Source organism: Plantactinospora sp. CA-294935, from assembly GCF_050936445.1.
Classification (GTDB): Bacteria; Actinomycetota; Actinomycetes; order Mycobacteriales; family Micromonosporaceae; genus Plantactinospora.
In genome coordinates this window covers 2,290,819-2,303,089 of the sequence record NZ_JBNJMU010000001.1, presented here as the reverse complement: position 1 = coordinate 2,303,089, position 12,271 = coordinate 2,290,819, and the positions used below count along the sequence as shown (strand labels likewise).

At 73.0% G+C, this 12,271-nt stretch carries 14 protein-coding genes; 12 read left to right on the top strand and 2 right to left on the bottom strand.

Annotated features, from left to right (window positions below; all coding sequences use genetic code 11):
• The first annotated feature begins 15 nt into the window (after window positions 1-15).
• Complete coding sequence (locus ACQEVC_RS10400; protein WP_318399058.1) at window positions 16-588, top strand: CGNR zinc finger domain-containing protein; 573 nt, start codon at window positions 16-18, stop codon at window positions 586-588.
• Between the two features lie 82 nt (window positions 589-670).
• Here the strand turns inward: ACQEVC_RS10400 and ACQEVC_RS10395 are convergent, their stop codons facing one another.
• Together ACQEVC_RS10395 and ACQEVC_RS10390 are read right to left on the bottom strand one after the other, a co-directional pair.
• The gene (locus tag ACQEVC_RS10395) at window positions 671-1,879 is read right to left on the bottom strand and encodes an LPXTG cell wall anchor domain-containing protein (RefSeq protein WP_432875635.1); all 1,209 of its coding nucleotides are present in this window, start codon (window positions 1,877-1,879) and stop codon (window positions 671-673) included.
• Window positions 1,880-2,170: 291 nt separating this feature from the next.
• Complete coding sequence (locus tag ACQEVC_RS10390) at window positions 2,171-3,079, bottom strand: prepilin peptidase (protein WP_432875633.1); 909 nt, start codon at window positions 3,077-3,079, stop codon at window positions 2,171-2,173.
• A gap of 431 nt (window positions 3,080-3,510) precedes the next feature.
• On the opposite strand from ACQEVC_RS10390, the gene ACQEVC_RS10385 reads away from it, so the two are divergent.
• The 11 genes from ACQEVC_RS10385 (at window position 3,511) to ACQEVC_RS10335 (ending at window position 12,260) form a co-directional block, all read left to right on the top strand.
• Window positions 3,511-4,071 carry a hypothetical protein gene (locus tag ACQEVC_RS10385; protein WP_432875630.1) on the top strand — a complete coding sequence of 187 codons (561 nt, stop codon included), beginning with the start codon at window positions 3,511-3,513 and terminating at the stop codon, window positions 4,069-4,071.
• Complete coding sequence (locus ACQEVC_RS10380) at window positions 4,065-4,979, top strand: hypothetical protein (RefSeq protein ID WP_432875627.1); 915 nt, start codon at window positions 4,065-4,067, stop codon at window positions 4,977-4,979. The genes ACQEVC_RS10385 and ACQEVC_RS10380 overlap by 7 nt, the downstream gene beginning before the upstream one ends.
• On the top strand, window positions 4,976-5,635 hold the full coding sequence (locus tag ACQEVC_RS10375) for an SAF domain-containing protein (RefSeq protein ID WP_432875624.1): 660 nt from the start codon (window positions 4,976-4,978) through the stop codon (window positions 5,633-5,635). The genes ACQEVC_RS10380 and ACQEVC_RS10375 overlap by 4 nt, the downstream gene beginning before the upstream one ends.
• A 2-nt stretch (window positions 5,636-5,637) precedes the next feature.
• Complete coding sequence (locus ACQEVC_RS10370; RefSeq protein WP_432875621.1) at window positions 5,638-6,441, top strand: ParA family protein; 804 nt, start codon at window positions 5,638-5,640, stop codon at window positions 6,439-6,441.
• Entirely contained in the window at window positions 6,431-7,996 is a 1,566-nt protein-coding gene (locus tag ACQEVC_RS10365; protein ID WP_432875618.1) for a CpaF family protein, read from the top strand. The genes ACQEVC_RS10370 and ACQEVC_RS10365 overlap by 11 nt, the downstream gene beginning before the upstream one ends.
• A 307-nt stretch (window positions 7,997-8,303) precedes the next feature.
• Window positions 8,304-9,200, top strand: a complete 897-nt coding sequence (locus tag ACQEVC_RS10360; protein WP_432891269.1) for a type II secretion system F family protein — start codon at window positions 8,304-8,306, stop codon at window positions 9,198-9,200.
• Between the two features lie 421 nt (window positions 9,201-9,621).
• A complete protein-coding gene (locus ACQEVC_RS10355) occupies window positions 9,622-10,491 on the top strand; it encodes a type II secretion system F family protein (protein ID WP_432891266.1) in 870 nt (289 codons plus the stop codon).
• 34 nt (window positions 10,492-10,525) lie between these two features.
• Entirely contained in the window at window positions 10,526-10,771 is a 246-nt protein-coding gene (locus ACQEVC_RS10350; protein WP_432875615.1) for a hypothetical protein, read from the top strand.
• A 72-nt stretch (window positions 10,772-10,843) separates the two neighbouring features.
• The gene (locus ACQEVC_RS10345) at window positions 10,844-11,260 is read left to right on the top strand and encodes a TadE/TadG family type IV pilus assembly protein (RefSeq protein ID WP_432891263.1); all 417 of its coding nucleotides are present in this window, start codon (window positions 10,844-10,846) and stop codon (window positions 11,258-11,260) included.
• Window positions 11,261-11,274: 14 nt separating this feature from the next.
• A complete protein-coding gene (locus ACQEVC_RS10340) occupies window positions 11,275-11,754 on the top strand; it encodes a TadE/TadG family type IV pilus assembly protein (protein WP_432891260.1) in 480 nt (159 codons plus the stop codon).
• Entirely contained in the window at window positions 11,751-12,260 is a 510-nt protein-coding gene (locus ACQEVC_RS10335) for a pilus assembly protein TadG-related protein (RefSeq protein WP_432875612.1), read from the top strand. The genes ACQEVC_RS10340 and ACQEVC_RS10335 overlap by 4 nt, the downstream gene beginning before the upstream one ends.
• The last annotated feature ends 11 nt before the right edge of the window (window positions 12,261-12,271 follow it).

Genomic DNA, 12,271 nt, shown 5'->3' with positions numbered 1-12,271 from the left:
GCGTACGGTGGCGCCATGAGGCAGCCCGGTGACCGTGCCCCCGCACCCGGACCGCTGGCACTGGTGCAGGATCTGTTGAACACCGTCGATATCGAGGCGGGCCGCGACCGGCTGCGTACGATCGCCGAACTCACCGCCTTCGCCGCCGCGCACGGCACGACCGGACTCAGCTTCACCGACTCCGACGTGACCGAGACGAGGCGGTTCCGGGAGGCGTTGCGGGACGCCTGCCGGGGGCATGCCGGCAGCGAGGTGCCGGCCGCGTCCGCCGCCGCGCTGCGCTACACCCTCGCCACGTCACCGCTGCTGCTCACCATCGACGGCACCGGCGCGGCGCGGGCGGTCCCGGTGGCCGGGCTCGGCGGGTCGGCGGCGCTCATCGCCGGCGTGGCGGCCGCGATCCTGAACGCCGCCACCGCCGGCACCTGGTCGCGGCTGAAAGCCTGCGCGGCACACCGCTGCCAGTGGGTGTACTACGACCACAGCCCGGCCGGCCGGGGCCGCTGGTGCACGATGAGCATCTGCGGCAGCCGGGCCAAGATGCGCGCCTACCGGGCCGGCCGGTCGGCCGCCCGCTCGACGGGCTGACCGGGCGGGCCCGGCCCGTTCCACCCGTTGCGGTCTCCGGGCGGGAGGGCTTCGCCGCCCCGCCCGGAGATCCCACGACCGGTCAGGAGACCGTCTTCTCGTCGCCCGGATTCACCAGTACGACCCGGCGACGCCGGGCGAGCAGGAACAGCGCCCCGCCGAGCAGCACCACGCCGGCTCCGACGCCACCGATCAGCCCGGCCTGGACGCCGGTCACCGGAAGGCCTCCACCGACACCACCGCCACCACCGTCACCGGCCGGCGCCCCGATGTGCGCCCGGAACGTGTCGGTGTTGTCGGCCGGGTCGGCGTCGTCGAGCTGCTTCGCGGACATCCCCGTGGCACCTTCCGGCAGCCCGGTGCTCCGGCTCCGGGCCACCGAGGCCGGGTCGACCCCGTCCTCGACGGCGAGGGCGCTGCTGAACATCTCGCCGCCCCGGGCGACGACCGGACCGGGTGCGTCCTCGGCGACCTTCACCGGGAAGACGATTCCGACGGCGGAGATGACGTCGTCGGAATCGTCGGTGTCCTGGTCGGCCGGTACCAGCGTGATCTGGTCGTAGTCGCAGGTGACCGTCCGGTTGCCGGCCGAGTACGCGCAGCCCGGCTCGACCTCGTCGAAGGTCAGGTACTGCGGCAGGGTGACCCGGACCTTGATGCCCCTGGCGATCGTGTCACCGAAGTTGCCGACCACGCCGAAGGTCAGGGTACGGCCGCCCGGCGGCACGGGCCGGTCGGTGAACTCACCCTCCTCGGTGACCTGGTGGACGTCCTCGGCGTAGACCGCCAGGTCCACCCCGATCGCCGGGACCTCCACCTCGACCTTCGCCGAGTTGTTCGTCTGGTCGGGGTCCGTCTCCGAGACCGCCGTGACCGTGTAGAAGCCGGCACTGCCGTGCTTGCCGGGCACCTTCGTCAGGGTGAACGGAGTGGGCTGGGCGAGGCTGTGTCCCTGGGCCAGGCCCACGGTGGAGCAGCGGATCTTCTCACCGGCCAGTTCGCAGCCGAGGTGCAGGCGGTCGCCGACCGTCACCACGCTGTCGTCGAGGCCGCTGAGGTCGTACTCGAACTGCCAGCCCACGGCGTCGCCCGGGCCCTTGTTCAACGTCGTCGCCCGGTGCGTGGCCAGCGGCTCGCCGATCGCGACGGAGCCGGACGACACGGTCAACTCCAGGTCGGCACCGGCGTCCGCGTGGGCCGCACCGCCGACGGCAATCATCGCGCCGCTGGCGAACAACGCCAGGCCGCTCGCGCCGGCCCGGGCCAGCACGCGCCGGGTACGCAGCTTCATGGTTCCCCCGAATTACAAGATCGAAGACCTGATGACCGCCGTACGGTACCGGCCCTCGACCGGGCACGTCGTACCGGTTGATCTCCTGCTCACCCCCGGTGCCCGAGGCTGTGCCCGGTTGCGGGGCCTTTGCGGCGGTGTGCTGGCCGGTCGGTCGAGTGATCGGTCAGAAAGCTCGACCGGCCATCCGGCCACGCGCCCACCGTCCGGATGAGACGTTTCGGCTGGTCGGCCGGTGCAGCCGGTCGGCGGCACCGGTCCAGCCGCCCGGGTCGACCCGCACGGCAGAGGTCAGCTCAGAGCCAGGGTCCCCAGGGTGCCGAGGACCAGGAACGGGCCGAACGGAAGGTGGCCGCCCCAGCCGATCCGGCGGGTGGCGAGCAGGGCCAGCCCGCACAGCGCCGAGGCGCCGAAGGTGAGCAGCGCGCCGAGCACCACCGCCGGCCAGCCGAGCCAGCCGAGTACCGCGACAGCGCTCAGCGCCAGCTTGGCGTCGCCGAGTCCGAAGCCCCGGCGGCCGAGCAGCAGGGTGGTGCCGGCGAGGAACAGGGCCGCTCCGAGCCCGGCCAGTACGGCCCGCCACCAGGCCGACGGGTCGCCGGCGACCAGAGCCGCCACGCCGAGCAGGCCCAGGGTGCCGGCCGCGGCGGCGTAGCTGAGCCGGTCCGGCAGCCGGTGTACGGCGACGTCGACGAAGAGCAGCGGCACGGCGCACGCCGCCCACCAGCCGAACGCGATCGACTCGATCGGCGACCGGGCCGCCACGACCACCGCGGCCACCGCGAGGAGCAGGGCGGTCTCGACGGCCAGCGGTGCCGCGCCGACCCTGCCGCCGCAGCCGGCGCACCGGGCCGATGGGGTGAGCGGACGCAGTGGACCGGCCAGGCCGATCGGGGTACCACAGTGGTCGCAGCCGGACCGGCGCGGCCGGCCGTACGGCACCGACTCGGCGGCGACGAGCCAGCGCAGCGCCGGGGCGACACAGAGCAGCGCGAGGCCCCGGGCCGGCCAGCGGGATCCGGGCCGACCCTGGGTACGCAGAGTAACTTCATGATCGCAATCTTCGGATCTTCCCTGGTCCGGCGAGTGGCCGTCCACCGAGCGGGCAGCGGCCGGATCCCGCCGTCGCGGCGGCCCGGCGATCCCGGCACGGCCACCCGGAACCCCCGGTACGGAAGCTGTCAGATCATCGTCATCCATGGCATTTCGCTCCACCGGGCCGGCACAATCGGAACGGAAGGGGCGGCGGCTCCATCCCGCCCGCCAACTATTGATCAAATGTGCACCATCGATCGACATCTTATGATCGAGACGTCGGTCGCCAACAGAGATCGTAACCGTACGTATTCTCTCAAATAGCCCCTGTTGTATCGTCAGCGGTGAGCCTATGCTCGCCATCTGGACGGCGCGCAACCGTCGACCAACAGGCAACAAAAAGATCGATTGGCAATACCACACCCAGAATCTAGATCGACTCACCCGAATGTGGATGCAGCGGCGCCGGGCCCGGTCGAGGGCCTTCGGGGCGGAGCGGCCGTGCCCACGTCACCGCCGACAGATCGGATCGGCGGGAGTAACCCGGTCAACTCCGCTCAGGTGGGCGGTCAGCGGCGCAGCAGGAGGAGGCACCGTTGCGAACGCGGCAACCGGCGTACCTCTGGAGCGCCCTACTCGCGGTGGCGCTGCTCGTCGTCGGCACCGGCTGCGGCAACCGGCCGGGCAGCGCCGCGCCACGCGGCACCGGACCCGAGCCGGCCGCCAGCGCCGACGCCCGGGCCGCCGAGGCGGAGAAATCCGCACTCGCCGCCTATGCCGGCTATCTGGCCGCCGTCCGCAAAGCGGAGCTGACCGGCGATCCGCTTGATCCGCAACTGCGGAAATATCTCGCCGATCCACTACTGACCCGGGTCAGGCTCACCATTCGCGACGCGAAGGAGCACGGCGCGATGCGTACCGGAAAGCTCGTCTCCAATCCGACGGTCACCGCGGTCGACCTCGACTCCGACCCGGCCACCGTCTCGATCCAGGACTGCATCGACGCCACCGGCTACCGGCTGGTCTACAAGAAGGACAAGAAGGTGGTCCCCGGTTCGGCCAGTGGCCGGCACCTCGCCACCGCGACCGCCACCCGCTATCCCGACGGTCGCTGGCTGATCAACGTCGGCGCGTCGCACGAGGACCAGCCGTGCTGACCCGGCGGGCGTTCGCGACCGGTGCCGTGACCGGGCTGGTGTTGGCCGTCGCGCTGGTGGTGCCCGGCGGTCCCGCCGCAGCCGACCCGGTCGCGGAGTGCCCGCCGGGGCAGGGCAACTGCAACGTCTGGGAGCAGCTGCCCGGCGAGCCGGGCGACGGCGACGGTGGCGGTTCGGGCTCCGGTGACGGCGGCGGCTCCGGCGGCGGGGACCGGGTCTGCGAGAAGGACGACGGCACGGTGGTGCCCTGCTACGACGACGTGCTCGGCTGGTTCAACAGCGCCGACGACTGCTACTACAAGCGGGCCGAGCCGCTGGCGGACGTCGAGCCGGGGAAGACCGCGTACCTGCGGACCTGTAGCGCGGCGGGGAGTTCCGAGATAGTTCATCTGACCGACCCGCCGGCCGGATTCGCGCCGCCGGACCCCGAGCAGATGGCCCTGGACCTGTTCGCCAACCTGACGCTGGACCCGCCGGAGATCCGGACCGCGCCGAGCGGTGCGCCCGGGCTGGTCGGCGTGCCGGTGTGGCTCTACGACGCGTCGAGTTGGGAACCCGAGCGGAGGACGGACGTCGAGGGCGACGTGACGGTCTGGATCGAGGCGATCCCGACGAAGATCGTCTGGCGGATGGGCAACGGCGAGACGCTGGAGTGCACCCGGGCGGGCATCCCGTTCAAGGCCGGCACCCACGACCCGCGCCAGCCACCCCGCGAGGCGTGTACGTACCCCGGCTATCCGCGGGCGAGCAGCACGGAGCAGGGCGGGCGGTACGAGATCACCGCGGTCAAGCAGTGGACGGTGCCGTGGGGCAGCAGCACCGGCGAGGGTGACCAGGACGCCCTCTCCACCAGCCGCGACGCCACGACCTCGATCCGGATCGACGAACTTCAGGTGGTGACGAGGTGACCGTGGCGACCAGTCCGACAACAGGGGCGCCGATCGACGCGCCGATCACCCCGCCCCGGATCGTCCGGCAACGCCGGATGCGCCCCGGGCTGCTCGGCCTCGCCGTACTGCTGATCGCGCTCGGCGGGCTCGGCTCCGCGTTCGCGATCACCTCCGTACGCGCCACCGGCAGCTATCTCGCGGTCGCCCGGGCCGTACCGGTCGGCACCGCGCTCACCGCCGACGACCTGGTGGCGGTACAGGTCGCCGGCGGCCAGGGCCTCGAACCGGTGGCCGCCGACCGGATCGACGAGGTACTCGGCAAGCGGGCCACCGTGACACTCACCCCGGGCACCCTGCTGACCATGGCGCAGCTCACCGACAAGCCGCTGCTCGGCCCCGGGCAGCAGCAGATCTCGGTCGGGCTGCGCCCCAGCGAGGTACCCGCGAAGCGGCTCCGCCCCGGCGACAAGGTGCTGCTGTTCAGCACGGCCGGCGACGACGCCCGGGCCGCCGCCGCGCCGGCCACCCGGTTCCAGGCCACCGTCATCGACATGGCCGCCCCGGCCAGCAACTCGGTGGTCCTCTACCTCGCGCTCGCGGCCAAGGACGTCCCGGCAGTGGTGGCGCTGGCCACCAGCGACCGGATCGCGGTCGTGCTGAACGCGGCAGCCTGACCGTGGCCATCGTCGCCCTCGTCTCGGCCAAGGGATCCCCCGGGGTCACCACCACCGCGCTCGCCTGCACGCTCACCTGGCACCACCGGGTGGTGCTGGCCGAGTGCGACCCCTCCGGCGGATCGGTGCTGGCCGGCTATCTCGGCGGGGCGCTGGCCGGGCCCCGGGGCATCGGCGAGCTGGCCGTCGGCGAGTTGCGGGACGGCAACCTGGAAGAGGCGTTCTGGTCGCAGCTCGTCGACCTCGACGCGCCCAAGCGGGAACGGCTGCTGCTGCCCGGCGTGGTCGACCCGGCGCAGGCCGGCAGCGTCGTACCGCTCTGGCAGCGGTTCGCCGACTTCTTCACCGGGCTGGCCAAGGGCCGCCCGGCGTACGACGTGCTGGTCGACTGTGGACGGCTCCAGGTGGCCGGGCCACCGTGGCCGCTGCTCCGGGCCGCCGATCTCGTGCTGGTCGTCACCACCGCCCGGCTGCCGCACCTGTCCAGCGCCCAGGCCACCATCCGGGCGATCGAGCGGGACTTCGCCGAACACCGGGTACCGGCCGACACGCTGCGACTGCTGCTGATCGGCGGCGAGCACGGCCGCGGCGAGGTGGGCAAGGCGCTCCGGCTGCCGGTCGTCGCGCAGTTACCGGACGACCCGCGTACCGCCGAGGTGCTCAGCCACGGCGGGACCGTACGCGCCAACCGGCCGCTGATGCGGGCGGCCAGCGCGCTGGAGGTGCCGGTCCGGGCGGTCCTCGACCGGCGCCGGGCCCGGCTCGGCTGGCCGGCCGCGATCGAGGGGGTGCCGGGTGCGGTTTGAGCCGGTCTACTCCGACCCGCGTCCGCACGACCCGGACGGCGCCTCCACCGCTCCGATCTGGCAGGTCGTCCCGCACAACGGGCACCGTCCCGTACCGCTGCCGAGCGGTGGCGAGGTGCCGCCGTACGCGGTGGTGCCGCAGCCGGTGACGCCGCCCGCCCCGCCCCGGCCCCGGCTCGACTTCGCGGTGGTCCGGGAACTCCGGCGCGAACTGAGCGAACGGCTGACCCTCTGGCAGCGCGGTCGGGAGTTCAGCACCGCGGAGGAGGACGTCGAGCGGGCCCGGCTCGCGGTGGCGGTGGTCGCCGAGTACGCCGACTCCACCCGCCGGGCCGGTACCCCGATGTCGGCGGCCGAGGAACGGATGCTGCTCGACCAGGTCAACGCGGAACTCGTCGGGTTGGGCCGGTTGCAGACCCTGCTGGTCGACAACTCGATCGAAGAGGTGCACATTCTCGGCTGTGACTCGGTGCGGATCACCCGGCGCGACGGTGGCGTTGACTGGGCCGAGCCGATCGCCGACAGCGACGAGGAGATGGTGGAGATCCTCCAGGCGGCGGCGCGGCGGGCCGGTGCCACCGAGCGGTCGCTCTCCACGTCGAAGCCGACCCTGGACCTGCAACTGCCGGACGGCAGCCGGCTGGCGGCGGTCTTCCTGGTCAGCCACCGCCCGTACGCGGTGATCCGCAAGCACAACACCATCGAGGTGACCCTCGACGACATCTCCGGCGGCCGGGCCGACCTGGACGAGATGCTCGACGTACTGATCCGGGACTTCCTCCGGGCGGCGATGCGGGCCGGGCTGAACATCATGGTCGCCGGGCTGGCCGGGGCGGGCAAGACCACGGTGATCCGGGCCATGATGGACGAGATCCCGGCCGACGAGCCGTACGTGCTGCTGGAGGAGAGCCGGGAGCTGCTGCCCGCCCGGCGGGGACGCAAGCACCGGGCGGTGATGAGCTTCGAGTCCCGGGAGGGGCACGGCGACCGGGGGCCGGACGGCCGGCCAGCGGGTGAGGTGACCATCGCCGACCTGATCCCGGTGGCGCTGCGGATGGGGGTACTCCGGATCATCGTCGGGGAGGTCCGGTCCCGGGAGATCGTGCCGATGCTCCAGGCGATGACCACCAGCCGGGGTTCGATGTGCACCATCCACGCCCGTACCCCGGCCGGGGTCAGCGAGCGGATCATCGAGCTGGCGCTGTCGCACGGCCGGGAGATGACCGTCGAGCAGGCCCGCCGGATGGCCGGCAACGCGCTCGATCTGATCGTCTACGTCACCATCGAAGACGAGACCGCCATCGGTGGCCGCAAGCACCGGTTCGTCTCGCACGTCGAGGAGGTCATCGGGGTCGGCGAGGGCAACCGGATCATCACGACCACCGTCTTCGGGCCGGGGCCGGACGGCCGGGCGGTCCCCCGCCATCTGCCGGAACGGGTCCGCGACCAGTTGCTCCGGGTCGGGTACGACGCGCGGCTGCTGACCCGCTACATCGAGGCGGGTACCGGCGCGTGGCGGCGGCCTCGGCACAGTCGGCTCGGGCGGCCGGCATGACTCGGGCGGCCGGCACGACGGGGCGGCCCGGAGCAGGAGACTCCGGCACGGCGGCGGTCAGGGCGGAAGCCGGGACCACGGCGGAGGTCGGTCGGATAGCCCGGACCACGACGAAAATCGGTCGGGAGGTCGGGGGGACGGCAGAGATCGCTGTGGACGTTCGCGGCGCGGGGCGCGTGGTGGGGGCCGGGCCTGCCGTGCCCGGCTCCGGGCGGTCAGGCTTGATCCCTCCGCCGGGCACGGCAGGCCCGGCCTCGGTGGTGCCGGTCGCGGGCCGCCCGGCGGGTCCGGGGGTGGCGTGGTGACGCTGCCGTCGAACATCGAGCTGATCGCCGTACTCTCCGGGATCGCCTGCGCGACCGGGCTGGTGCTGGTGGTCGCCGCGCTGGTCGGTACGAAGCGGCCGGCGGGACCACGCCGCGACTCCGTGCTGCACCGGCTCTGGCTCGGCAACGGGACGAGTGCCCGGGAACGGCGGGCGCACCAGACGCTGCTGGTCGGGGCGACCCTGGCCGGGGCGGTGGCGTTCCTGCTCACCGGGCTGCCGGTCGTCGGCCTGCTGGTCGCCGTCGCGGTGCCCGGCGTGCCGTGGCTGCTCGGCACCGGGCGGGCCGAACGACGGGCGATCAACCGGATCGAGGCGATCGGCGAGTGGACCCGCCGGCTGAAGGACGTCGCCGGCACCGGCCAGGGCCTCCAGCAGGCGATCATCGGTACGGTCGCGACCGCACCTGACCAGATCGACGAGGAGGTACGCCTGCTCGCCGCCAGGCTGGCGGCCGGCTGGCAGGGTCGGGCCGCACTGCTGGCGTTCGCCGAGGAGATCGGTGACCCGGTCTGCGACCAGGTGGTGGCCGCGCTGATCCTGCACCTGACCGACCGGGGCGAGCGGCTCGGTGACGTACTCGGGGCGATCGCCTCGGCGGCGGCGGCCGAGGTGGTCACCCGGCGGGAGGTGGAGGCGAAGCGGGCGCAACCCCGGTTCGCGGTGCGCTTCCTGACCGGGATGACCCTGCTGGTTCTGGCGTACGGGCTGGTGAACCCGGACTACATGGAGCCGTACGGTACGCCGGACGGGCAGTTGGTGATGGTGCTGCTCGGTGCCGCGTTCGTCGCCCTGTTGGCCTGGGTACGCGCGATGAGCCTGCCGCCCCGGCCGGCCCGGTTCCTCGCCCCGCCGAACCGCGAGGAGGCGCTCCGGTGAGCGCGAGGAGCGAGCCGGGGTTGCGAGCCCCGCAGTCGCGAACGCCAGCCAGCACAGCGAGCGCGAGGAGTGAGCCGGGGTTGCGAGCCCCGCAGTCGCGAACGCCAGCCAGCACAGCGAGCGCGAGGAGTGAGCCGGGGTTGCGAGCCCCGCAGTCGCGAACGCCAGCCAGCACAGCGAGCGCGAGGAGTGAGCCGGGGTTGCGAGCCCCGCAGTCGCGAACGCCAGCCAGCACAGCGAGCGCGAGGAGTGAGCCGGGGTCGCGAGCCCCGCAGTCGCGAACGCCAGCCAGCACAGCGAGCGCGAGGAGTGAGCCGGGGTCGCGAGCCCCGCAGTCGCGAACGCCAGCCAGCACAGCGAGCGCGAGGAGTGAGCCGGGGTCGCGAGCCCCGCAGTCGCGAACGGACCGGAGGACGGTGTGATCCTCAACTGGCACCTGACGTTCGGGGTACTCGGCGGTGCCGCAGTCGGGATGGGACTCTTCCTGCTGGTCCGGGAGGCGTTGCCGGCGACTCCGGCGCTCGGTCCGGCGCTGCGCCGGCTGCACCAGCCGGCCGGGCTGAGCCGGCCGGGCCGGGCTTCCCGCCGCGACCTCGACTGGCTCGCCGGGGCGGCCCGCTGGCTGCGTCCACCGCATCGGCAGCTCGCGCTGATCGGGCAGTCGCCCGAGCAGTACACGCTGTCGCTGCTGCTCTCCGGCCTGATCGGGCTGGCGACTCCGGCGGTGTCGACCGCGATCCTCTTCCTTGCCGGGATCCGGCTGCCGTTCGTGGTACCGACCGTCGGCGCGCTCGGCTTCGCGCTGCTCTGTGTGCTGATGGCGCACCGGAGTGTACTGGTGAAGGCGGAACGGGCCCGGCGTGAGTTCCGGCAGGCCGTCTGCGCCTATCTCGACCTGGTCGCCCTGCAACTGTCGGCCGCGCACGGTCCGGTGCAGGCGCTGGAACGGGCGGCCGAGGTCTGCGACGGCTGGGTCTTCGAGCGGATCCGGGAGGCGCTGCGACTGGCCCAGCTCCAGATGCACTCGCCCTGGGACGAGCTACGGGAACTGGCGGAGAAGATCGGCATCCCGGAACTCGGTGACGTGGGGGCGATCATGCAGTCCTCCGGTACCGAGGGCGCACAGGTGCACGACTCGCTGCGGGGCCGGGCCGACTCGCTGCGCGACCAGATCCGGACCGACAACCTGGCCCGGGCCGAGGCGGTGACCAGCCGGCTGGACGTGCCGGGCGCGCTGCTGGTCTTCGTACTCGTCGGCTTCGTCCTCTATCCGTTCGTGGCCCGGATCTGACCCCGACCCACCGTTGCACTGAAGGGAGACCGCAATGTCGATCATCAACTACCTGCACATTGCGTTCGTCGTGCGGATCGCCGAGCTGCGCCGCGCCGGTGAGGGGGATCGGGGTGACAGCCCGGTCCCGACCGCGGTGATCATCTTTGGTCTGGTGGCCGCGGCCCTGGCCGTGACCGTCGCCGTGTCACGCAGCGTCGCGGACTGGATGGACGCCATTCCGGAGCCGGGCGGCGGCGCGGACACCGGCGGCGACCCCGCTGGACTGCCGCAGGACTGATCCGTGCCACGGCCGAGCGGCAGCATCCGGTACCGGCTCCCGGCGACGACGGCCGGGGCCCGGTGGCGCCGGATCGTGCCCGTGGACCGGCTGGCCGGCGCGGAGCGGGATCGGGGTGCCACCCCGGTCGAGCTGGCCGTGCTGATGCCGGCCATCCTGATCCTGCTGCTCGCCTCGATCCAGACCGCCTCCTGGTTCATCGCCCGGGCCACCGCGCTCAACGCCGCCCAGTCGGCGGTGAGCGCGCAGCGCACCTACCAGGCGGAGCCGGGGGTGGGGCAGCAGCGCGCCGAGGACTTCCTGGAGCGGGCCGGTGACTGGCTGGTCGGCTGGGAGGTCACGGTGACCGCCCCCGAGCCGGACGACGCGCAGGTGAGCGCCACCGTCACCGGGCAGCCGCTCCGGGTGGTGCCGCTGATCTCGCTGCCGCCGATCAGCGAGACCGCCTTCGGCACGGTGGAGCGGTTCACCGACGAGGAGGCGCCGTGACCGGCGCGGGCATGCTGCGCGGAGCGCGCGGCCGGGACCGGGGTTCGGTATCGGTGGAGACCGCAATCCTCACGCCGGCCTTTCTCGCCCTGATCGCGCTGGCCGGCGTCGCCGGCCGGACCGCCGTCGCGCACGAGGCGATCGATGCCGCCGCGCACGACGCCGCCCGGGCCGCCTCGATCTCGCGTACCTCGGGCGAGGGGCGGGACGCGGCACGGGCGGCGGTGCGGAGCCGGCTCGACGCGGAGGGGCTCGCCTGCTCGGACGAACCCGAGTTGGACTTCGCCGGTACGGTCAACGGCCAGCGGGCCGGCTTCGACGAGGTGTACGTCACCGGCCTCGGCACCGACGCCTCGGTGGTCGTCACGGTCACCTGCGACGTCTCCGTCCGGGACCTGCGGATGCCGCTGCTGCCGGGGGTACGGACGTACAGCACCGTCGAGGCGACCTTCGCGTCCCCACTGGACCGCTACCGTGGCCGGGGCGCCTCGTGACCGCCCGGGGCTGCTCCGCCGGTAACGGGGTCGGGCCGGGTCATCCGATCGGGCCAGGTCATCCGGTCGGGCCGGTTCACCCGATCGGGCCGGACGCGGGGCGGGTCAGCCTGTTTCTCGCGGTCGCGCTGATCGGGGTACTCGCGATCATCGGGCTGGCGTACGACGGCGCCGGCCAGCTCCGCACGATGCAGCGCGCCGACAACCTGGCGGCCGAGGCGGCCCGGGCCGGCGGCCAGGCGATCGACCTGGGGCAGCTACTCCTCGACGGCACCACCCTGCTGGACCAGACCGCGGCCAGGACCGCCGTCGGCAACTACCTCGCGAGCGTGGACGGCGTCGACCGCTGGGACGTGGACTTCGCGGTCGCCGGGGACAACTCCACGCTGACGGTCACCCTCGAACTCGACTACGACACGGTCTTCCTCGACCTGTTCGGTTTCGCCGACAACATCACGGTGCCCGGTACGGCCACCGCGACACTCCTCACCACGACGAACCGCTGAATAGGGGGCAT

Excerpts from the sequence above, each read along its gene's own strand:
- ACQEVC_RS10400 (WP_318399058.1), top strand. The coding sequence starts at position 16 with ATGAGGCAGCCCGGTGACCGTGCCCCCGCACCCGGACCGCTGGCACTG.
- ACQEVC_RS10395 (WP_432875635.1), bottom strand. The coding sequence starts at position 1,879 with ATGAAGCTGCGTACCCGGCGCGTGCTGGCCCGGGCCGGCGCGAGCGGC.
- ACQEVC_RS10390 (WP_432875633.1), bottom strand. The coding sequence starts at position 3,079 with ATGGATGACGATGATCTGACAGCTTCCGTACCGGGGGTTCCGGGTGGC.
- ACQEVC_RS10350 (WP_432875615.1), top strand. The coding sequence starts at position 10,526 with ATGTCGATCATCAACTACCTGCACATTGCGTTCGTCGTGCGGATCGCC.